General features: G+C 37.2%; 14 protein-coding genes and 1 tRNA gene. 6 read left to right on the top strand and 9 right to left on the bottom strand.

Going from position 1 to position 22,506, the window contains the following annotated elements:
• Positions 1-8 precede the first annotated feature (8 nt).
• From RBU60_RS01355 to RBU60_RS01345, 3 genes are read right to left on the bottom strand one after another with little or no spacing between them, the layout of a single operon-like run.
• A complete protein-coding gene (locus RBU60_RS01355) occupies positions 9-2,120 on the bottom strand; it encodes a peptide MFS transporter (RefSeq protein WP_308862819.1) in 2,112 nt (703 codons plus the stop codon).
• Between the two features lie 16 nt (positions 2,121-2,136).
• Positions 2,137-3,951 carry a peptide MFS transporter gene (locus RBU60_RS01350; protein WP_308862818.1) on the bottom strand — a complete coding sequence of 605 codons (1,815 nt, stop codon included), beginning with the start codon at positions 3,949-3,951 and terminating at the stop codon, positions 2,137-2,139.
• Positions 3,952-3,974: 23 nt separating this feature from the next.
• Positions 3,975-6,152, bottom strand: a complete 2,178-nt coding sequence (locus tag RBU60_RS01345; protein WP_308862817.1) for a S9 family peptidase — start codon at positions 6,150-6,152, stop codon at positions 3,975-3,977.
• Between the two features lie 274 nt (positions 6,153-6,426).
• On the opposite strand from RBU60_RS01345, the gene RBU60_RS01340 reads away from it, so the two are divergent.
• Together RBU60_RS01340 and RBU60_RS01335 are read left to right on the top strand one after the other, a co-directional pair.
• A complete protein-coding gene (locus RBU60_RS01340; RefSeq protein ID WP_308862816.1) occupies positions 6,427-7,740 on the top strand; it encodes a hydroxymethylglutaryl-CoA reductase, degradative in 1,314 nt (437 codons plus the stop codon).
• Positions 7,733-8,680, top strand: a complete 948-nt coding sequence (locus RBU60_RS01335; protein WP_308862815.1) for a GYDIA family GHMP kinase — start codon at positions 7,733-7,735, stop codon at positions 8,678-8,680. Before RBU60_RS01340 ends, RBU60_RS01335 begins: the two co-directional genes overlap by 8 nt.
• Before the next feature lie 148 nt (positions 8,681-8,828).
• On the opposite strand, the gene RBU60_RS01330 is transcribed toward RBU60_RS01335, so the two are convergent.
• The 6 genes from RBU60_RS01330 to RBU60_RS01305 form a co-directional block, all read right to left on the bottom strand.
• Entirely contained in the window at positions 8,829-10,940 is a 2,112-nt protein-coding gene (locus RBU60_RS01330) for a peptidylprolyl isomerase (RefSeq protein ID WP_308862814.1), read from the bottom strand.
• A gap of 97 nt (positions 10,941-11,037) precedes the next feature.
• Positions 11,038-12,327 carry a hemolysin family protein gene (locus tag RBU60_RS01325; protein ID WP_308862813.1) on the bottom strand — a complete coding sequence of 430 codons (1,290 nt, stop codon included), beginning with the start codon at positions 12,325-12,327 and terminating at the stop codon, positions 11,038-11,040.
• 196 nt (positions 12,328-12,523) lie between these two features.
• On the bottom strand, positions 12,524-13,087 hold the full coding sequence (gene lptC, locus RBU60_RS01320) for an LPS export ABC transporter periplasmic protein LptC (RefSeq protein WP_308862812.1): 564 nt from the start codon (positions 13,085-13,087) through the stop codon (positions 12,524-12,526).
• A gap of 5 nt (positions 13,088-13,092) precedes the next feature.
• Complete coding sequence (locus tag RBU60_RS01315; protein WP_308862811.1) at positions 13,093-14,466, bottom strand: hypothetical protein; 1,374 nt, start codon at positions 14,464-14,466, stop codon at positions 13,093-13,095.
• A gap of 27 nt (positions 14,467-14,493) precedes the next feature.
• Entirely contained in the window at positions 14,494-15,735 is a 1,242-nt protein-coding gene (locus RBU60_RS01310) for a hypothetical protein (protein WP_308862810.1), read from the bottom strand.
• Positions 15,732-16,472, bottom strand: a complete 741-nt coding sequence (locus RBU60_RS01305) for a type III pantothenate kinase (RefSeq protein WP_308862809.1) — start codon at positions 16,470-16,472, stop codon at positions 15,732-15,734. The genes RBU60_RS01310 and RBU60_RS01305 overlap by 4 nt, the downstream gene beginning before the upstream one ends.
• 97 nt (positions 16,473-16,569) lie before the next feature.
• Here RBU60_RS01305 and RBU60_RS01300 point away from each other — a divergent pair.
• The 4 genes from RBU60_RS01300 to RBU60_RS01285 all read left to right on the top strand — a co-directional run bounded on the left by RBU60_RS01300 (position 16,570) and on the right by RBU60_RS01285 (position 22,424).
• Positions 16,570-16,642: transfer RNA gene (locus tag RBU60_RS01300), tRNA-Phe, on the top strand.
• A gap of 488 nt (positions 16,643-17,130) precedes the next feature.
• Positions 17,131-18,162 carry a ligase-associated DNA damage response exonuclease gene (locus tag RBU60_RS01295; protein ID WP_308862808.1) on the top strand — a complete coding sequence of 344 codons (1,032 nt, stop codon included), beginning with the start codon at positions 17,131-17,133 and terminating at the stop codon, positions 18,160-18,162.
• A 2-nt stretch (positions 18,163-18,164) separates the two neighbouring features.
• Positions 18,165-19,757, top strand: coding sequence for an ATP-dependent DNA ligase (locus RBU60_RS01290; protein WP_308862807.1), 1,593 nt, complete (start codon positions 18,165-18,167; stop codon positions 19,755-19,757).
• A 183-nt stretch (positions 19,758-19,940) separates the two neighbouring features.
• Positions 19,941-22,424 (top strand): ligase-associated DNA damage response DEXH box helicase, encoded by a 2,484-nt coding sequence (locus RBU60_RS01285; protein ID WP_308862883.1) that lies wholly within the window; start codon positions 19,941-19,943, stop codon positions 22,422-22,424.
• Positions 22,425-22,506 lie beyond the last annotated feature (82 nt).

Here is a 22,506-nt window from a genome sequence, read left to right as displayed (position 1 = left end):
CAGCTTCATTATTCTACGCCCTTCATAAGTTTTTTTATAGGTCTATTTACAGCTATAATCAGCAAACCAGCAATAATAGGCACCACTGTAAAAATTAAGAAGAATGTAGAAAGTGAATATTCTTCTCGTATATTTTCTAACTGTCCTCCTAATACTGCGGCAAATTTATTCCCAATAGCAATCGCTAAATACCACATTCCAAACATAAAAGCAATCATACGTGCTGGCACCAATTTACTTACATAAGATAAGCCAACGGGTGATATACAAAGTTCTCCAAAAGTATGAAACAGATAAGCTAATATTAGCCAAATCATACTTACTTTAACGCCATCAGCTACACCAAAGCTTCCAAATGCAAGCATTCCAAAACCAAGTGCTAATAAAATAAGACCAATTCCGTATTTTTGTGGCGCCGAAGGGTTGTATTTACTTTCCCACCATTTAGAAAATAAACTGGCAAAAGCAATGATGAAGAACGAGTTTAGAATGCTAAACCAAGAAGCCGTAATCTCCACCCAGTGGTTTTTCACCTCGGTTACCTTAGCTTTAATTACACCATTATCTATTCCTAGACTAGCTGCATTTTCTTTGGCATCTTTCAATCTTTCTGGAGTAAGGTAGCCAAATTTGTTAAAGCCTTTATCTTTAGTAATAATATTAATCTCTTGACCTTCTTTAAAATCACTAAAAGCCTCTCCTATTATCATTTTTTTCTTGAACGACTCATTCTTTAGTTGGTTCACATCTTGTTGCTCAGAAATTGGGGTATCTAAGAAAATTAAATCACCATTTTTAGAAACACGTTGTTCTCCTGTATCTTGATCTATTACTGCCACTTTTTGAGCGTCAAATTCTACTTCATAGGCTGTAGTATTAAAGTCTCTGTTTAACATATAAATCACTACGGCCCATATCCCTATAAAACAAATCGCTAGAATAATATTAGAACCAGGTATCCTCCCATAAGTTTTCTTTGCTAAAAGATATAGTACGTAAGAAACAATCCCCAAGGGAACAACGGTTAATAGGGCATTTACAATATTAAATATAACGGCAGCATTTCCTATAAGCTCTCTATCTATATAATCTCTAGCAAATAAAACCAATGAGGTTGCTCCTTGCTCGAATCCAAGGAAAAACAACACCGTAAAAAAAGCAAAAACAATAACAGCGTACATTCTATTTCTAACTACAGATGCGTAGCGATTAATCCGACTAAGAACTAGATACAAGAAAAGAATTAACCCAAAAAGAACTACCACATATTGCCCTTCAATACCCTGAAATTCAAATGGGAATAAATTAAAGTTAGCGATTTTAGATAAAGGATCATTTATAGCATAAGCCAATCCTATGATTGAGGTAATTACAATTAAAATCTTATCTAAAGAGGTAAATGGATTGTACTTAATATCCTCTTTTTCATTATTTTCATTGATTTCTTGCTCTTGTTCATCCCTTTTAGAAGGAACATCTCCTATTTTACCAAATAAGGGTTTAGCCAACCAGAACTGTAGTGTTCCTAAAAGCATAAAAACTCCTGCAAGGCCAAATCCCCAAGACCAACCAATACGCTCTGCTAGATAACCACAAAGCATCATTCCAAAGAAAGCTCCTGCATTTACGCCCATATAGAAAATGGTATATGCCCCATCTTTCTTTTTAGGAACGTCCTTATACATTTCAGAAATAATAGAAGTCATGGTAGGCTTAAAAAAGCCTGTACCTATTACCAATAATCCCAAGCCCATATACAACCAAAACTCTGTCTCTACAGCCATAGCCGCGTGTCCTAAGGTCATAATTACGGCCCCAATAACAACTGCCCAACGGTAACCAGTGAGCTTATCAGCTATCAATCCTCCAATAATCGGCGTAATATAGAGCAACATAGCATAGGTCCCAAAGAGAGCTCCCGCATTTTCTGTAGTCCATTCCCAACCCGGGTTGTAACCTACGGCGGCCATGGTTAGGAAATTGATAAGCAATACACGCATTCCATAGAATGAAAAGCGCTCCCACATTTCAGTAAAAAATAAAACAAATAATCCGGCGGGATGCCCTAAAACTTTACTCTTGAAAAACTCATCATGCTGAGTTGAACTAACTGTTGACATATTCTATCTTCTGTAATTAATCTTTAATATTCTCATCGGCTATTTCATAACCTTCTTGTTCCATTTTATCTACCTCATGATCTTCAGCTCCGTGGGTTAGTTTCTTTAATTTCTTTAAGAAAAGAAGCACTAGGAATCCAAAAGCAACGGTAAAGATAGTCAACCATAAAAAGGTTTGATACTCTTGTTCGTTTTGCTCTTCAGAAAGCACAAAAGAAACTCCGTAATTCTTCCCATCTCCTTTATTAGCAATATCCTGAGCTGCATCTGCATCTTTTTCAAAAGTCAAGTTAGCATGAAATGGTTTCTCTGGAGTAACTCCTTCCTCTTTCAAAGTAGCTTTTAAACCCTCTTCTGCTTTTGTATCTAAGCTGAAAATTGGATTCAGTATTTCATCAGACTCATAACGTTTAAATACCAAATCTCCTCCATCTACAAATACAGTTGTTTTTATAGAGAAGTTTTTATCCTCATTGATAGGGTAATCATACGTTGTTTCAATCTGTTTTTGATCATTCTTAAACTCGATACTGTCTTTTTCCATAAATGGAATCACCTGCTGTTTTGTATAAAGCATCTCTCCATTATAAGGTTCTAATTGAGCTGACTCGCCAATACTACCTGCCAATTTGTTCCCAAAACCTGTGGCTGCAAAAAAGACTCCCATCATGATAGAAGCATATTTTAACGGCGCTAACTTGGTAATAAAAGATAAAGCCACCGGTGAAGTACACAACTCTCCCAAGGTGTGGAATAAGTATGCTAAGAAAATCCAATACATCGCTGCTTTCCCAAAGGTTTCTGAGCTAGCTTCTTGAGAAGCATACATCATAAATACATACCCAAGTCCCATAATAATGGTTCCTATAGCCATTTTAAATAAAGAAGAAGATTCTCTTCCTTTCTTTTTCCACCAGATCCAGAAACCACCAATGATAGTTCCAAAAATAATGATGTATGCTGCGTTAAGCGATTGGAATACAGCTGCAGGAATTTCTTCTAACCAGCTTAATCCAATAGTTCTATCAATTTTAGCATCGGTGTATAGGTTCATTAACCCACCGGCTTGTTCAAATGCGCCCCAAAAGACGATAACGATTAAGAAAGAAATCAGTAACACAACGATTCTATCTTTTTCAATCTTGCTAAGTGGTTTCTTAGCAGCTTCTTTCTCTTCGGCACTTACCATAGCACCTCCAGTAAATTCTCCAATACCTTTCAAGAATTTTTGTCCCCAAATGTAAACCGCTTGTCCTAGTAACATTCCTATTCCTGCAAGACCAAATCCGTAATGCCATCCGTAGTAATAGGCTACTAAACCTACCGAAATACTCGCAAGGAAAGCTCCAACATTTATCCCGATATAGAAAATAGTAAATCCACTATCCCGACGAATATCTCCGTCTTCGTATAAACCACCTACCATCGTAGAAATGTTAGGCTTTAAACCACCAACTCCTAAAATAATAAGAATCAATCCGGTGAAAAATGCCCAATCTTGAGGAATGGCCAAAATACCGTGACCTAAACAGAGAAGAATTCCACCCCATAGTACTGTTTTCTTCTGACCTAAAAATTTATCGGCAATCCAACCTCCAGGAATGGAAGCTACGTACACCAACATGGTATACCAACCGTAAAGCCAAATGGCATCTTTATTGCTCCATCCTAAACCAGGATCTACAGCTGTGGCCGATGCGGCGATGTATAGGGTTAAAATTCCACGCATTCCGTAGTAGGAAAAACGCTCCCACATCTCGGTGAAAAACAAAATAAAAAGACCTACTGGGTGTCCAAATAATTCTCTTCTTTCTCTGATTACTGTTGCCATATATTAGGGATTGTTATACTTATTTATAAATTTTCTTTAATAAAATTGGTCATTTTGGTATACAAGTGAAGCCTTGTATTTCCGCCATAGATACCGTGATCTTTATCTGGATAAATCGCCCAATCAAACTGTTTGTTAGCTTGAACCAAGGCTTCTATCATTTGCATTGAATTTTGTACGTGTACATTATCATCTCCTCCGCCGTGAACTAAAAGGTAAGCTCCTTTAAGTTTATCTACGTGGTTAATAGGAGAGTTTTCATCATATCCCGAAGCGTTTTCTTGAGGCGTTGTCATATAACGCTCTGTATAAATACTATCGTAAAAACGCCAGCTGGTTACCGGAGCCACTGCAATCGCCATTTTAAAGGTATCGTTTCCTTTTAAAAGCGCATTAGAAGACATAAAACCTCCATAACTCCATCCCCAAATACCAATTCTATCAGCATTTACATAGTCTCTATCTCCCAAAAGTTTTGCAGCATCAATTTGATCTTCTACTTCGTATTTTCCTAATTCGTTTTGAGTTACTTTCTTAAACTCGGCACCTTTAAATCCAGTTCCTCTACCATCAACACAAGCAATGATATACCCTTCATCTGCTAAGAGTTGGTACCAGTAATCGTTGCTTCCAGAAAATGTATTGGAAACCGATTGTGAACCTGGTCCAGAATATTGATACATAAATAAAGGATACTCTTTATTAGGATCAAAATTAGAAGGTTTGATCATCCACATATTCAAATCATTTCCGTTAACGGAAATGGTAGAAAATTCCTTTTCAGAAAAATTATAAGGTTCTAATTGTTCTAACAACTGCTTGTTGTCTTTGATATCTCTTAGCTTTTTTCCGTTTTTAGCTTGATGCAACGTAAACTCACTAGGCGTCGTTGCGCTACTATACGTATTGATAAAGTAAGTGAAGTCTGTACTAAAATCGGCGCTATTGGTTCCTCTTTTTTGCGTTAACTGCACTTTATTTTTTCCGTTAGAACGAATAGAGAATACGTCTCTATTAATACTTCCGTTTTCTGTACTTTGAAAGTAGATTCTTCCCGTTTTGGGATCAAAACCATAATAATCGGTTACTTCCCATTTCCCATCGGTTACTTGGTCGATTAACTTTCCGTTTTTATTGTAATGGTAAATATGGTTCCATCCATTTTTCTCGCTCGTCCAAATAAAGCTATTGTCATTTAAGAAAGTAAGATTATCGGTCACATCAATATACGCGTCGTCTTGCTCGTTTAAAATCACACTAGCTTCATTATTCGTAGCATTTACGGCAATAAGATCTAAATTGTTTTGATGTCTATTCATCGCCTGAACCGTTAGAATATTTGCATCATTGCTCCATTTGATTCTTGGTAAATACTCATATTCTTTCTTTAAATCTACTGCAGAAGTCTTTCCTGATTTCACATCATACATATGCAAACTCACATCCGAGTTATTTTCTCCTGCTTTAGGATACTTAAACACTTCTTGAGTTGGGTAAAGCTGCTTTCCGTAGGTTCCATACAAATCCATAGAAAATTCTGGCACCTGCGTTTCATCAAATCTTAAGAAAGCAATTTTGCTTCCGTCTTTATTCCATTGGTATGCCTGCACAAACATAAATTCCTCTTCATACACCCAATCGGTTACCCCATTAATTATTTCATTATCGACACCATCCTTGGTTACTTGGGTAACTTTTCCTGATGCTAAATCTTTCGTGTAGATATTATTTTCAAATACATAAGCTACTTGGTTCCCATTTGGAGAAAGTGTAGGTTCTTGTATTTTATCTTCAGAAATCTGAACCAGTTTTTTAGAACCTAAATCATACACATAGAAAATACCTTTGGTAGATCTTCTAAAAATACCCTCGATATTGGTTCCTAAAATTGCTTTTTCTTCAGTATCATTTAAAGAATAGGTTTGAAAAATGTCTAATCCACCAATCGCGGAAGAAGAAATTAAAGTTCTGGTTTTTTTTCCAGTCTTATAACTGTAAACATCAACGTTCATCGTTTTTGCGCTGCGATCGTAATCTTGCACCACATATTCCTCTCCGTTATTTAAAGAACGTAAGGCTTGTAAGTACTCTTGACGGAAGGCTCCGCCCCATATTTCATCTAAGGTAACTTGCTTGTCTTGAGCGCTTAATATACTAGTAGTAGTTAGAAAAACTACCAAGGCAAATTTGAAAATTTTCATAGGTTTCGGAAATCGAATTTTTAGAGTTTCAAGTTTACTAAAAAATCCTTAAAAACAGGGTCTCTTTAGTGTTAAATACTAAGAACAAGTTAATATCTCACCACTCAAAGTTACCGAAACAAAAGCCTCATGGAATCGGGTGGGATTTTTATGACTCCTTATTTTGATTATACCTTCATCTAAATCCTAATTTCTACTCTTACTTTACGGAATTACAGAAGCAGTGACAGATTAAAAAATCAGTATCGTATATTTGCGGTTGATATTACAACCCATGAAGCAAATTTTAGGATTTTCTAAACTCAATAAAGATGAAAAAATAGCTTGGCTTACCCAAAACTATTTTCAAAACAGGGAGGAAGCAGCCCAGTTATTACAAAACTATTGGAATCCCGACGAGAAGCTACAAAAACTCCACGATGAGTTTACAGAAAATACCATTTCTAACTACTACTTGCCTTTTGGGATAGCTCCCAACTTTAATATTAACGGAGAAATTTATGTCATTCCTATGGCAATCGAAGAAAGTTCGGTAATTGCTGCGGCGAGTAATGCTGCAAAATTTTGGGGAGACAAAGGTGGTTTTAAAGCCGAAGTGATTGATACCAGAAAAGTAGGTCAAGTACACTTTTTATTTACCGAAGGCTTTTCTAAATTAGAGGAATTCTTCCGTAAAACGAAGACTTTGCTCTTAGAACGCCTTCAACCGCTTACCAAAAATATGGAAAAAAGAGGCGGCGGAATTTTAAGTCTAGAACTTCGAGATAAGACTTCCGCTTTAGCGAACTATTATCAAATTCACGTAGAATTTGAAACCTTAGACGCGATGGGCGCCAATTTTATCAACTCTTGCTTAGAAGAAATCGCTCTAGGCTTAAAACAAGAAGCTGCAACTTATTTTAATTTTTCCGAAACACATCAACCGCTAGAAGTGATTATGAGCATACTTTCTAATTATGTTCCTAATTGCCTCGCTAAAGCGGAAGTATCTTGCCCCGTAAAAGATTTGCTTCCCAATACTGCGGAAGCCGAACATTTTGCCCACAAGTTTGTGGAAGCTGTGAATATCGCCAAAGTAGAACCTTACCGAGCCGTGACGCACAATAAAGGAATTATGAACGGCATCGATGCGGTGGTTTTGGCCACCGGAAACGATTTTAGAGCCGTGGAAGCTGGAATACACGCCTATGCCGCGAGAAACGGACAATACAGTAGCCTGACTTCAGCTAAAGTGGAAGACGGTCAGTTTACGTTTTCTATCGAAGTTCCCCTAGCATTAGGAACCGTTGGCGGACTTACGAACTTACATCCCTTAGTAAAATTGGCGATGGAAATGTTAGGAAATCCTACTGCAAAAGACTTGATGAAAATTGTGGCTGTAGCGGGATTGGCGCAAAATTTTGCCGCTATAAAATCTTTGGTCACCACAGGAATTCAAGAAGGCCATATGAAAATGCACCTCATGAATATCCTCAATCAATTTAAGGCCACCCCCAGCGAGAAAGAAACGGTGAAAGCACATTTTAAAACACATACCGTAACCCATAGCGCTGTAGTAGAAGTTCTAGAACAATTGAGAAATGCCTAAAAACTATTACGCTCACGGAAAATTATTACTCACCGCAGAATATGTGGTGCTCGATGGAGCCAAAGCTTTAGCGATACCCACGAAATTTGGTCAAAAAATGACGGTAAAAGAAATTGGAGATCCCGTAATTAAATGGAGCAGCTTTTTAGCTGATGGCAGTTTATGGTTTTCGCAGGAATTTGTTTTTACTGAAGAAAAAATTGGCTACCAACTTGAGGAGAAAAATAATACGAATGAAGAAGTTGTAAAAAATCTGGCTGAAATTTTACAAGAAGTGGCTACGCTTTCTTTCCATTTAGATTTTCAACAAGGTTATGAAATCAATTCTTTTTTGGAGTTTCCAAGAAATTGGGGACTGGGTTCCTCTTCTACTTTAATTCAGAATTTATCTCAGTGGGCGCAAATCAATCCGTACCAATTGCTAGAAAAAACTTTTGGCGGTAGCGGTTATGATATCGCTTGCGCGGAATTTGACACTCCTATTATTTATGAAAGAAACAAGCTAGACCCAAAAATAGCTCCGGTGAATTTTCAGCCTAACTTCAGCGATCAATTGTTTTTTGTTTATTTAAATCAGAAGAAAAATAGCCGAGAAGCGATTCGGCATTATCGTTCTTTGGAAGCGATAAAAAAAGCATCTTCCATAGCAGAAATAAATCAGATTACAACTTCTTTATTAAAGCCGAACCTCAGTTTATCTGAATTTGAAACACAAATCAATAGACACGAAGAGGTTCTTTCTAAAGTTTTACAAACTCCCAGCATCAAAAAGCAGCTATTTAGCGATTATAAGGACAGTATTAAAAGCCTAGGCGGTTGGGGAGGAGATTTCGTTTTAGCCACAGGAACGCAAGAAATGATGTCTTATTTTAAAGACTTAGGTTATACTACCGTCATTCCTTTTTCCGAAATGATATTTTCCTCCAAACGCAAGTACTAAGAACCTGAGTTCGACCTAATAAAGTTCAAATACTGTCAGTTCGATTTTCTTAGGTCGAATTCAGGTTAAGAATATTTCTATACCTACAGTAAAACAATAAAGACCGCTAAAATAGCGGTCTTTATTGTTTAGAGAGTCTTTTTAAGATTTAATAAAAAGCAGCTCTATTATCTTCAACCTCTGCACTGCTTTTTAAAGCTTCTACCAATCTAGAGGTAGCTTGTGCAGAACGTTCTTTTGTTTTTCTAGCAGCAATCATACGGTAAGAGTTAAGCGGCGCAGCTTCTGTTCTATTGGTGACTTCTACCACATACACTCCTTTTTCTCCAGCAATAGGCCTACTTACTTTTCCTTTTTCTAAGAAAAATGCAGCTCCTACAACTTTAGGCTCTGAGGTTGCTCCTGGTAAAACTGGACTTCCTAAATTAACGGAAGAGGCATTCTCTACAGAAGCATTTTGACTCGATGCAATCTCTGAAAGTGTACTTCCCGATATTTTATCTTTAATCATTTTGGCTTGCTTCTCTTTTCTAATTAAAGGCGTAACTTGAGGAGAAGCTTCTTCTACACTCATTAATCCTTTTTTATTTTTAGCCGTTAATTGAGCTACTACATATCCATTATTTAAGTCAAATCTGCTAATGTCTCCTGTAGAAGTTTCTTCTTTAAAAGCCCATTGCACAATTCTTCTTTGATTTCCAATACCTCTTAAAGCTTCTTCCATCGCTTTAATACCTTTTACAGGTCTTACTTCGTAACCGCTTTCTTTAGCTACCTCATCAAAATCTTTTTTACCTGCGGCGATTTCAAATTTTGTAGTCGTAGCAAATAAGTCGTTTGTAGTTTTTTCTGAAGGCTCAATTTCTTTCCCTAAACTTACCATTTTTACGGCTTTCTTAGGAGACTTTACTTCTTCAATAAATACGACGTGGTAGCCATACTCGGTATCTACCATTCCGTATTTCCCTGAATTTGCATCAAAAATATAATCAATAAATGGGGAAGATGTAGTATTTCTATAATCTACCCATCCTAAATCTCCTCCTTTATCTTTAGAAGTAGTATCAGCAGAATAGTCTTTCGCTAAGGAAGCAAATAAAGAGTCATTTGACTTTACTTGCGTTAAAATACTATCCGCTAATTTCTTAGCTTCTTCTTTTGTTCTATCTAACTCACTTCCTACAGGACTATCTTTATGAGCAATCAAAATGTGATTTGCCTTAATAGAATCTGTCATTTGCTTCACTCCAGTTACTTTCGTTACTTTCCAGAAACCTCCTTCTTTGTAAGGCCCGAAAGTTTGTCCTTCTGATAAATTAAAGATTTGGTCTGCATTTTCTCCCTTTAACTCATCTTTAAACGTAAAACGTTCTTCATAAGGAAGGTCTGAAAATTCATTTACAAATTCCTCATTATTGCTAGTCTTAGAAAAACCGTCTAATTTTTCGTTCGCTTGAGAAACTTCATTGTACTCTTCACGATCTTTCATTAATTTTTCTAATCCTGCTTTTGTATCAGCGTCATCTGAAGTTGATGCTTTTTCTTCAAAAAACACATACTGAATATCTCTTGAAGCATCTACTTCGTATTTATCTTTATGATCTTTTAAGTAGCTTTTGATTTCATCTTTAGAAACCTCTACCTCTCCAACGCTTTCGTAAGGAATTTTCACAAAGTTCAAATCGATGTTATCGTTTTCCATTTTGTAAGCCTGTTCTCCTTCTATCAAAGTTGCTCCTACTCCAGCTCTCACCATATTGTAGTAAATACCAGCTTTAGCTTGTTTTGCAGCACTTTCTTCTACGGCAAGCCATTGTTGGTAAGCTTCTGGCGAAGTAGCCTTAAGATTAGCGACATATTCTCTCATCACACCAAAATCAAACATTCCTGCTTCGTTAGTGAAGTTTTGATTACCTGCGAACTGTTGCTTTAATACATTATTGATTTGCCCTTGACCCACTTCAATCTCCAGTTCTTCTAACTGCTCATCCAGAATAGTTTCTCTCAATTTATTGTCCCACACTCTATTTACAGCTTGCGCGGTAGTTACATTTCCTTGAGCATTACGCTGAACAGCTTCCACTTGTCTAGCAAAATCTTCTCTAGAAATTTCATTGCCGTTCACTACACCAATAGTGCTTTGATTTTTTGAAAATCCACTGTTTCTAATTACATCTGCTAATACAAATGAAAACAATGCCAATGCAATGATTACGATCAAAAAAACCGAACGTTGTCTTATTTTATTTAATACTGCCATTTTGAATATTGATTTGTCTAAATAATAGTGGGCGAAAATAAGATAATTACCGAAACTTTAAAACAGATATTACTGAAAATGTTAAAGAATCTTTAAATCAGTCTTCTTCTATCGCTTGAATTTGTACTAATTCTATTTTTGTATTGGAAACTTCTAAGATTAATACCTTAAATCCATCGATCACTACTTGCCCGTTTTTTTCTGGAATTTCCTCTGTATGGTGTACGATGAGGCCGCCTAGCGTTTCGTAATTTTCTCCTTCGGGAAGATTGAGCTTGTAGGTTTCATTAATATAATCGATTTCCATCCTAGCTGAAAACTTATAAACGCCTTCTCCTAAATCTTCTTCAATTAAGACCACGGCATCATGTTCGTCTTCAATTTCACCAAAAAGCTCCTCTACAATATCTTCTACCGTCATAATTCCGCTGGTTCCTCCATACTCATCAATCACCACTGCAATACTTTTACGTTTCCTGATAAGAATATTTAATACGTCTTTTACCAACATGGTTTCTGGCACATAAAGCACCGGCATCATAATCGTTTTGATGTCTTTAGGCTTTTTAAACAAATCAAAAGAATGAATATAGCCTACGATATCATCATTGGTTTCTTTGTAAACCAAAATTTTACTCAGTCCTGTTTCCGTAAATATATTGATTAAATTTTTAGGCGATTCCGAAATATCTACCGCAATTATCTCGGTACGGGGAATCATCACTTCTCGTGACTTCACTTCAGAAAATTCTAAGGCATTTTTAAAAATTTGAATTTCAGAATCAATCTCATCATCTTCCTCCACAGAGTCCATCTGCTCATTGATGTAGTTTCCTAGCTCTACTTTACTAAAAGCGAGCTGTACTTCATCCCCATCGGTTTTAAAGAAAGATTTTAAGACCAAATCAGAAATCCAAATCACAAAAGAAGAGATAAAAGAAAATATCAGGTAAAAGAAATAGGCCGGTAACGCAAAAAACTTCAGTAAGTTATTGGCGTAGATTTGAAAAAATACTTTAGGAAGAAATTCCGCAGTAAATAAAATCACCAAGGTAGAAATGATGGTTTGGCTAACGATAAGTCCGTCGGTTAACCAATAATTAAGAAAAGCGTTTTCTAAAGGAACTTGTGCGGTGAGAAGATCTACCAACAGGTCTCCCATAAAAAAACCATAAATTACCAAGGCTATATTATTCCCCACCAGCATGGTGGCAATAAACTTGGATGGTTTTCTTGTGAGTCGCGCCAAGATATTAGAAAGAAAACTGCCTTGCTTTTTCTCTATTTCTATATGAATTTTGTTGGCAGAGACATAAGCGATTTCCATACCAGAGAAGAACGCTGAGAATATTAGGGAAAGAACAATGATTAAAATATTTAATTCCATTTATGGCTTATTGCTTTGCTCTATTTTTTTCCTAAATCTTCTTTTAAAAAAATACATAAAAATAGCTAGAGCCACAAAAAAGATAAAAATATAAGCCCTATCTCTGTCGCTACTCCAAATCCTATAGGATTCAAATGCAAAAAACGCTGCTATAATTAGGTAAGCGTACTCAAAGTATTTAAAAAATTTCATCATATTATTCGGTCTCTTCTACAATTTGCACTCCTTTATTGGATCGAGATATGAATTTATCGAATTTTTCGTTAGCATCAAAACCTTCTCCTTCATTTAAAGCTCCATTATTTAATTTGATATTGTAATTAATATCAGAAAACACCCAACCTCTTTTTTGATCCCAATATAATTGATTGGCGTTAAGCACGGTACTATCTGCTGTGGTAATGAGCACATTCCCTTGTAAATCTACCAAATCTGTCTTTTCATACATGATTCCGTAGTCTGCAATAATGGTATTTTTTTTATTCTCATCGTCAAAGAAATCTAATTCTAATCCGTCTGGAAACTCTCTGTAAGCAAATTCTAAATGGGTGAAATCATACATCAACGGAGTTCTTAAATTAGCTTTTACCGCTCCGCTATCGGTATAAAAAAGGTTAATTCCTTTCCCTGCAGTTTGAGGCTTCCCCTCATCTAAATCCCATTTTCTAACCTCATTAAGCCGGTTTTGACAAGAAAAAAGCATTGTCGTAAAGATGATCACGACAATGCTTATCCTATGATTTCGGTATGTTTTCAGCATTTTAATTATATAGCTGGTACTCTAACACTTTCTCCAATCCAACATCCAATTTTAATGGTTGATCCTTCTTTTACTCCTTCTTGGAAAATGTCCGATGACTGTGGAGCTAAGCCTCTATAACTACTAGCAGATTTGTTTGCTGTAGATTTCATAGAAGGATCTACTCTTCCTGCTCTATCTGCATAGTCTGCAGCTAACCAATACACCGCTCTTTTGTTAAAAGACGAATCTCCACAAGAGTTAACACTAGAGGCATACATACTAGCAATTTGAAGGTAAGCAACTCCTAAAGAAGGCTGTGCTTTTAATGCTTTTCTATAATAGTTTCTCGCCGTAGACAAACTACCTTTTGACTTATAATTACCCGCGATTTTCATATAAACCCTCGCCTTATCTAAGTTATTATCTTCTAACTCTGCACTCTGGTTATAATACTCCAAAGCTTTTGCAGATTTCCCATCTTTATCTGCTAACTGCCCTAAGTAAAGTGCAGATTTCGCAGAAGGATCAGAGGTATGTAACGCCTCTACTAGCTTAAAGAAAATAGGATCGTCTGTACAATCTTTAGCCGAAAGTCTCTTCGCAGCTCTTTTTAACCACTCCACATTAGTTTTCTTAGCATCAAAATCTTTATTGTATAAAGGAATTAAGTTTTCACAATCTGCTCTTTCTCCTAACAATCCATTAATTCCTGCTTTAATCTTACTAAAGTTTGACAAGTAAATTTCAGAGTTTTTAAGTGTTCTCGTTTCGTCTGAGTTTAACTTTTCTCCTGCTTCTTGTTTTTTCAATAGAGGCTCTGCTTGTGATGCACGATAAACCTCCTGCTCTTCTACTTGCTTGATTACATTGTCATATAGATTGAATACATCCTGTAATTCTTTTTTGCCTTTATCTTGCAATTCAACCATAATGTTAAAGTACACGTATAAAGATCTTGGCGCATCAAACGACTCTTTGTCTTCTTTCCAAGCTTTATCAAACATCGCTAGCTGCTCTTCCTTTGTACCAATATTATTATCGTACATAGCTTCCCCTATCTTAGCATAAGTTTCACCTACTTCAGTCTTAGCTGGAAAACATTTAAGTCTTAGCTTATAATTTTCTATTAAAGCTTCTGCGGAAGCTTTTTTTCTTCCTTCTGGAGCATTTTTAGCGAAGTGCTTAAACATACGCTCTCCATATTGATAAATTGCCAAGTTACTCGCCTCACAATTTTTTATAAGTTTTTCATAATGTGGCTTTGCCGCATCGTAGTCCTTTATTTTTGCGCTTTGAGAGAATAATGCTAATTCGGTATTACAATCTACCTCCTGCGCATTTACTACTCCTGCACTTAAAAAAATTCCTGATAATAAGATGAAAAATTTAGTTTTCATAGTTGAATATAGTTATTATTTTATTTATTAATCGAATCTTCTTTTGACAAACCATTTATCGTTTAAGGAAAGACTTAGAAACACATTTACAAATTTTTCTTTTACCAAATTATTACTTGTAGTGCCTCTTTCACCGTACTCAACTCCCAAGTTGATATTCGTTAAGAAGTTTCCTGCTGGTAATCCCACTCCAAAAGATATGCCAAACTCATCTACATCTTCCGTATTAATGTTTAATCCGGTCTCTTCATACCTAAAACCCGCTCTATATACAATTCGCTGAAAATAGCTGGTAATGTCGTTATAGTTAGGAATATAATATCCTCCCAACTTGTAACTACTAGCGTCTGTATAATTCACATTATCTAGCTGAAAAGATCTATTGGTAAAATCACTTGAAGATTTTCTTCCGTATTCTACTCCGGCAAACCATTTTTTAGGTTTTCCTACCCCCCCTCCTACTTTAAGTTCAGAAGGAAGAGTTAACTTTGAATCCTCCACATCAAGATCCCTAATATCTGCAATGACTTCATTCTCATCGTCATTCAAAATAAGGGTTGCTAATTGTCTTTGATTTTCAGAAGTTATTTTTGTTGACGGAGAAAAACTAGCCGAACCTGTCAATTGTAATCCCGACTTTAAAAGCTTCTCGTATTGAGCGCCAAAATCCACTTTGAACCCGCTAAGGTCAGATCTGTTCGTTTCTCTTGTTCCAAACTGAAGTTCGTTTTGAAAGAGAAAGTTCTTATTTTTGATGTTCCCAAAATTATAACTCCCTTCTACTCCAACGCGTAATTCTCTAGTCACTTCGTAACCTACTCCTAAAAAAAGTTTGTTTAAACCTCCGCTACCACTAAATCTACTCGAGCTTTCATTGGTAATATCTTCCATCTCATAACCTACAGAACTATAAGGTATTACTCCTATCCCAAAACCTAACTTCCCGGCAGGAAACGCCATTGCTAGGTAATCAAAGGTAGAAGAAGAAACTTTATCTGATGCGCTTGAGCTTTCAATTGTTGTTGAAGCATGAGAGCCTCCCAACGCATAGGTAGTTAAGTCTAAAGCTCCATAACCTGCTGGATTCTGAAGATTGATATGGATACTGTCTGATGCAATCCCCATACCGGCCATCGATCTATTTTCTGCTGTTCCGTTGAACTTATTGAGTCCTACTCCAAAAAAAGAATATGGAGAAGAAGTATTTTCTTGTGCATTTACTAATACTGAACAAAGCAGCAATGTAAAAAAAAGTGTTTTCTTAATCATTTAGTTGTATTAAATTCCAAAATATGGTTTAATCCCTTCAGCAGAAAATTATAAGACGCAAATATGCCATTTTTTACTTTCTTAGACAACAGTTGACTATCTCCTCCTGTTAAAATAACTGTTAAATCTTGATATTGAAGCTCATAACTTTCTATAAAGCCATTTATTTCTAATGCTGCCCCCATTAATGCGCCTATCTCTAAGTTTTCTTGGGTAGTGGTACCTATAATTTTATCACTGGTTTCTTTTTCTATACGAATTAACGGCAATTTGGACGTAAAATTATGCATCGCCTCTAAACGCATATTTACCCCCGGCGAAATAGCCCCTCCCACATACTCCTTATTTTTCGTTACCATATCATAGGTGATGCAAGTACCGGCATCTATGACCAACACATTTTTATTAGGATATTCACATGTCGCTGCTACTGTCAAAGCTATGCGATCTATTCCCAGACTATGCGGAGTTTCATATAAATTACGAAACGGAACTGGAGTTGTTGCAGTTAATTCTAAAATTGATTGATTTTTTAAGCTATTAGCGATGACATCTTTATGGATTCCGGCTACAGAAGCTAGGATCGATTCAGAGATTTCGGGGTGACTTATCACTAATTTGTTTAAAACGAAAGAAATATTTTCTGCTGGAGTAATTTTCAACTCCAACAACCTACCATCCTCAAAAACAGCTAGTTTAACTAGGGTGTTCCCTATATCTATTGCTAAATTCTTCACTTAAAAGGGATTTTTAAAAAGACAAATTTACTTTTTTTATTAATTTATTTGGCAGATATTAAAAATGAATATATATTTGCCACCGCTTACAAGCACTGGTGCCTTAGCTCAGTTGGTAGAGCAAAGGACTGAAAATCCTTGTGTCCCTGGTTCGATTCCTGGAGGCACCACCTTTAAAACCTCGATCTCACGATCGGGGTTTTTTGTTTTAAAAATCATTTTATGCATTTCTTATGGATCAAGGATGGATCAAGTCAAAAAGTTGTGGGATTTTAGTTTTATGCAAAAATTGTGGATAGTCTAAATAGGAAAAAATGGATCAAGACTAATTGTTGTTAACTAAACAAAAAATCCCCGTTAATCTATACAGAAGGAGATTCATAGCTTTCAACTTAAAGATTGCTACTCTTCCTAAGCTTCGAAAATATCGTCTTCCGTTACTGTTCGATTTGATTTAAAATAACCTACACATAGCTTCGATACAAAATCTTAGCTGGTTTCACGCAACGTTTAAATTTCTCCCCACTAATTACTAAAATCTCAATACTCACTTATCTTCAACTTCTTCACCCCAAACCTCTCCCTACAACTCATAAAATTCCGCTAAGATTTTAACTTTAAAAAAAATCTTGCCAAAGATTTCCTTAAATTGTTGAGTATGAAGACACCCTTACTCCATTTTAACAACAAAGGAATTTATTGTCAGCAAGCAGACGTCTATTTAGATCCTTGGAAACCCGTAAAAAAAGCCATTATTTCTCACGGCCATGCAGATCATTCTAAGTGGGGACATCAGCAATACATTACGCATCATACCAATGTGCCCATCATCAAACACCGCTTGGGAGACATTAATGTTTCTGGTGTAGATTGGGGAGAAACCTTCACGGTTAACGGAGTTAAATTTTCGCTGCATCCAGCCGGCCATATTATTGGTTCGGCTCAAATTAGAGTAGAATACCAAGGTGAAGTTTGGGTTTTTACGGGCGATTACAAAACCGAAAACGATGGCATTTCAGTTCCCTACGAAGTAGTGAAATGTCACACGTTTATCACCGAATGTACTTTTGGACTTCCCGCCTTTAAATGGCAACCTCAACAAGAGGTATTTCACGATATTAATACCTGGTGGCAACAGAATAAGGAAGATGAAAATACCTCTATTTTATTTGGTTATTCGCTAGGAAAAGCACAACGATTGCTAAAACACTTGGATACGTCTATAGGAAAAATTTACACTCACGCTGCCATCCAAAATATGAATGAGATCATTCGTAAAATCACGCCTTTACCTGAAACCATTAGGATTACGGCCGACACCAAGAAAGAAGAACTTAAAGGAAATATGGTTATTGCGCCGCCAAGTGCTCAGAGTTCGCCGTGGATCAAGAAAATGCTTCCGTATGTTACCGCATCGGCAAGTGGCTGGATGGCTTTTCGCGGAGCACGCAGACGCCGCGCGATAGATAAAGGTTTTGTACTCTCAGACCATTGCGATTGGCAGGGTTTGTTGTCTTCTATAAAAGCCACGGGAGCAGAAAAAATTATTTGCACCCACGGTTATACCGATATTTTCTCGCGCTTCTTAATAGAGCAAGGTTACGATGCCCGCACGGAAGAAACCCAGTTTGAAGAAGAAAATGCAGAAGAGGAAAAAGCCACCTCTCAAAAAGAGACCGATAAAGACTAAGTATGAAAAATTTTGCAGAGCTCATAAAAACTTTAGACAGTACCAATAAAACCACTTTAAAGGTAGCTGCCTTGGCGCAATATTTTGAAAAAGCTTCGCCAAAAGATAAAGTTTGGACCATTGCAATTTTATCTCACAGAAGACCACCGCGACCCGTAAACACGACGCTCTTGCGAGAATGGGCTTCAGAATTATCGAAAATTCCTTTGTGGTTATTTGAGGAATCCTATCACATTGTAGGTGATTTAGCCGAAACGATTGCTCTGGTTATTCCTCCTTCCGAAGAAATTTCAGAAAAAAGTTTACACCAGTTTTTAGCTGAAATTATCGCTTTGAAAAAGAAATCAGAAGACGAAAAGAAAGAATATCTGTTCGAAAATTGGCTCAGCCTTAATTATTACGAGCGTTTTGTGTTTACCAAATTGATTACCGGAAGTTTCCGCATTGGTGTAAGTCAGAAGCTGATGACGCGGGCTTTATCTAAAGCCACCGAAATTGATGAAGACATTCTTGCCTATAAAATGATGGGGAATTGGGATCCGGCAATCACCACCTACACCAGCTTAATCTTAGAAGAAAATGAAGCCGATTATTTATCTAAGCCCTATCCGTTTTATTTGGCCTACGCCATAGAAAATGAGCCACAGGATTTGGGAGATGTAGAAGGTTGGGCCGCAGAACATAAGTGGGACGGTATTAGATCACAGGTCATCATTCGCAAGGGAGAATTGTTTGTGTGGAGCCGCGGGGAAGAGTTGGTGACCGATAAATATCCCGAGTTTGAAGCCTTTACGGAAGTGATTCCGGATGGAACGGTGTTAGACGGTGAAATTTTACCTTTTCCAAACGGAGACATCGGTACTTTTAAGGATTTACAAACCCGTATTGGTCGGAAAAATATCAGTAAAAAACTACTGGAAAAAACTCCGGTAATTCTAAAAGCTTATGATGTATTGGAATGGAAAGAGGAGGATATCCGTCAGAAATCTTTTAAAGAACGAAGACAAATTTTAGAAGACTTGTATCATGAAGTAAAGACAAAAGAGATTCCGTTGCATTTGTCAGAAACGATTTCATTTTCCAATTGGGAAGAAGCTGCGAAAGAACGCGAGCGCAGTCGAGAGGTAAAATCGGAAGGTTTGATGCTGAAGCGCTGGGATTCTCCTTATTTAGTCGGAAGAAAAAAAGGAGACTGGTGGAAATGGAAAGTAGATCCCTTAACCATCGATGCAGTATTGACTTACGCAATGCGAGGCCACGGAAGACGAAGTAATCTCTTCACCGATTATACGTTTGGATTGTGGGACCAAAACAAAGAGAAGTTGGTCACGTTCGCCAAAGCTTATTCTGGCCTCACCGATGCCGAATTTAAAAAAGTAGATGCGTGGATCAAAAAAAATACGTTAGAACGCTACGGCCCCGTGCGAAGTGTGACTCCGCATCACGTTTTTGAAATCGCTTTTGAAGGCATAGCCAAATCTAAACGTCATAAAAGCGGAGTAGCGACTAGGTTCCCAAGAATCTTGCGTTGGCGACAAGATAAAAAGATAGAAGAAGCGAATACGTTGGAGGATTTAAAAGATTTGATACCGTGAGTGCAACCACCCCGTCTCAACAAGTTGAGCCACCCCTCCTTTTCTAAGGAGGGGAACTTTTAAACAAAATTTGAATTATATTTATTGTATAAACCTATTAAAGATTCCTTCCCTAAGATAGGGAAGATGGATTTTGCAACGGGAGCTGCAGAGGACGGAAGGGTAATTAACACCAACCAAAACATGAATAAAAAACAACTTTTAGATATTGCCAAAACTTGGTTTGCGCAGCAAGACTGGAAAGCATTTAAGTTTCAGAAAGATACTTGGCAGGAATATTTAAAAGGAAAAAATGGCTTGCTGAATGCTCCTACAGGAAGCGGGAAAACCTATGCGCTCTGGGTACCGATTGTGTTAGAAATACTTCAGCAAAAAAGCAGAAAAAAGAAATCCGCTAAGGGTTTAAAAGGGGTGTGGATTACTCCGCTTAGAGCACTTTCGGTAGAAATTGAACAAGCCGCAAATCGGTTTGCTCAAGATATAGATCCGCAAATACGTGTAGGAATACGCACGGGAGATACGCCACAAAAAGAACGCGCTGCGCAAAAGCGAAAAATGCCAGATTTACTCATTACCACGCCAGAGAGTTTGCAACTTCTTCTCTCTTCTAAAAATTATGATGAGCAATTTAAAAATCTAAATGCCGTGGTGGTCGATGAATGGCACGAGCTATTAGGTAGTAAACGCGGCGTGCAGATGGAACTCGCCTTAAGCCGACTTAAAGCCGTCTCGAATAACTTAAAAATTTGGGGTATTTCTGCAACCATTGGTAATTTGGAGCAAGCTCGAGAAGTGTTATTGGGACCACAAACGCCGCAATTTGAAAATTCTGTATTAATAAAAGCCAACCTGAAAAAGAAAATAAAAGTACAATCGGTTATTCCTAAAAAGATGGAAAAATTCCCTTGGCGGGGGCATTTGGGCTTGCATTTGCTGGATGAGGTTGTGCCTATTATAAAAAATTCTAGAAGTACTTTATTATTTACCAATACGCGATCGCAATGTGAATTGTGGTTTCAAAAATTGATGGAAAAACACCCCGAATTTGCGGGAGAAGTAGCCATGCATCACGGGAGTATCCATAAAGAAACTCGATTATGGGTAGAGCAAGCCATACGCAATGAAACTTTAAAAGCGGTGGTTTGCACTTCTAGTTTGGATTTGGGCGTCGATTTTGCCCCAGTAGAAACCATTATCCAAATAGGCAGCCCAAAAGGCGTGGCTCGGTTTTTACAACGTGCGGGAAGAAGTGGCCACCAGCCGGGCAAACAAAGTGTAATTCATTTTTTACCTACCCACGCGATGGAACTTATTGAAGCTTCGGCTTTGCAAAAAGCAGTAAAAACACAAGCGGTTGAAGATCGCGTTCCGTATTTACAAAGTTTCGATGTCTTGTTGCAGTATTTAACCACCTTGGCAGTTTCTAACGGTTTTTATCCTGAAGAAATTTACCCAGAAGTCAGCGCTACTTTTTGTTACCAAGCGTTAACGCAAGAACAATGGGAGTGGTGCCTAAAATTCATTACTACCGGCGGCGAGACTTTACATACCTATGATGAATATCAAAAAGTAACGGTAGAAGAAGATGGCAAGTTTACGGTGACAAATCGTGGAGTCGCTATGCGGCACCGCTTGCAAATAGGTGCTATTGTGAGCGATGCTGTGCTGAGCGTTAAATATATTAAAGGAGGATTTATTGGCAGTATCGAGGAATTTTTTGTTTCCAAACTCAAACGCGGTGATGTTTTTATGTTTGCGGGTAGAAACTTAGAATTTGTGCGCTTAAAAGGCATGCAAGTGCAAGTGCGAAAATCGAAGAAAAAAACCGGCAAAGTCCCCAGTTGGGCGGGAGGTAGAATGAGCTTTTCTGCGCAAATGAGCGAGTTATTACGCGAAGAAATGTATATCGCCGCAGCCAGCGCAGATCCTGATTTAGCGAAAGAATTAGGCATAACCACAAAATCTTTAGAACTTACAGCCTTACAACCTATATTTCAGCGCCAATTGTTAGAATCTATCATTCCCACGAAGAATGAATTTCTTATCGAAACCTTTAAAACCAGAGAGGGATATCACGCCGTGTTTTACCCGTTTGAAGGCAGGTTTGTACACGAAGCTTTAGGAAGCTTGCTGGCGTATCGCATTAGTTTATTAAGTCCCATTTCGTTTAGCATTGCCTTTAATGACTACGGATTTGAGCTGCTGTCTGATCAAGAAATCGATATGCAGCAAGTGTTGGATAATAATCTATTTTCTAACGAATTTGTGATGGACGATTTATATAAAAGTCTAAACGCTACAGAAATGGCGCGTAGAAAATTTAGAGATATTGCGGTCATTGCAGGTTTGGTTTTTACCGGTTATCCTAATAAACTGGTCAAGAGTAAACACTTGCAAGCCAGTTCACAATTGCTTTTTGATGTTTTTAGAGATTATGAACCCGAAAATTTGTTGTTTTTGCAAGCCTTTACGGAAACTTTTGAACATCAATTGGAAGAGGGAAGATTGCGATTGGCTTTAGAACGTATTCAGCGGCAAAAAATAGTTTGGAAAAAATGTGAGAAACCCACGCCTTTTTCGTTTCCGATTATTACAGATAGATTGCGGGAGAAATTATCTTCCGAAAAGTTGGAAGATCGCATTAAGCGGATGATTAAAAGTTTTTAAGTTGAATTTTATCTGGATGAAGCTTTTGGTAACGGAACAAAAGAAATTTCGGTTAGAAGTATTATAAATTGAAATTCTGTTT

Origin of the sequence: Mesonia profundi (assembly GCF_031085155.1) — a bacterium.
Lineage (GTDB): Bacteria > Bacteroidota > Bacteroidia > Flavobacteriales > Flavobacteriaceae > Mesonia > Mesonia profundi.
Note: the sequence above shows the minus strand (reverse complement) of the source record. Positions and strands in the feature narration are given on the sequence as shown.

Bases quoted from the DNA above. Each gene is read 5' to 3' on its own strand.
- RBU60_RS01345 (WP_308862817.1), bottom strand. From the start codon at position 6,152: ATGAAAATTTTCAAATTTGCCTTGGTAGTTTTTCTAACTACTACTAGT.
- RBU60_RS01315 (WP_308862811.1), bottom strand. From the start codon at position 14,466: ATGAAAACTAAATTTTTCATCTTATTATCAGGAATTTTTTTAAGTGCA.
- RBU60_RS01325 (WP_308862813.1), bottom strand. From the start codon at position 12,327: ATGGAATTAAATATTTTAATCATTGTTCTTTCCCTAATATTCTCAGCG.
- RBU60_RS01355 (WP_308862819.1), bottom strand. From the start codon at position 2,120: ATGTCAACAGTTAGTTCAACTCAGCATGATGAGTTTTTCAAGAGTAAA.
- RBU60_RS01295 (WP_308862808.1), top strand. From the start codon at position 17,131: ATGAAGACACCCTTACTCCATTTTAACAACAAAGGAATTTATTGTCAG.
- RBU60_RS01340 (WP_308862816.1), top strand. From the start codon at position 6,427: ATGAAGCAAATTTTAGGATTTTCTAAACTCAATAAAGATGAAAAAATA.
- RBU60_RS01310 (WP_308862810.1), bottom strand. From the start codon at position 15,735: ATGATTAAGAAAACACTTTTTTTTACATTGCTGCTTTGTTCAGTATTA.
- lptC (WP_308862812.1), bottom strand. From the start codon at position 13,087: ATGCTGAAAACATACCGAAATCATAGGATAAGCATTGTCGTGATCATC.
- RBU60_RS01335 (WP_308862815.1), top strand. From the start codon at position 7,733: ATGCCTAAAAACTATTACGCTCACGGAAAATTATTACTCACCGCAGAA.
- RBU60_RS01330 (WP_308862814.1), bottom strand. From the start codon at position 10,940: ATGGCAGTATTAAATAAAATAAGACAACGTTCGGTTTTTTTGATCGTA.
- RBU60_RS01350 (WP_308862818.1), bottom strand. From the start codon at position 3,951: ATGGCAACAGTAATCAGAGAAAGAAGAGAATTATTTGGACACCCAGTA.
- RBU60_RS01290 (WP_308862807.1), top strand. From the start codon at position 18,165: ATGAAAAATTTTGCAGAGCTCATAAAAACTTTAGACAGTACCAATAAA.
- RBU60_RS01285 (WP_308862883.1), top strand. From the start codon at position 19,941: ATGAATAAAAAACAACTTTTAGATATTGCCAAAACTTGGTTTGCGCAG.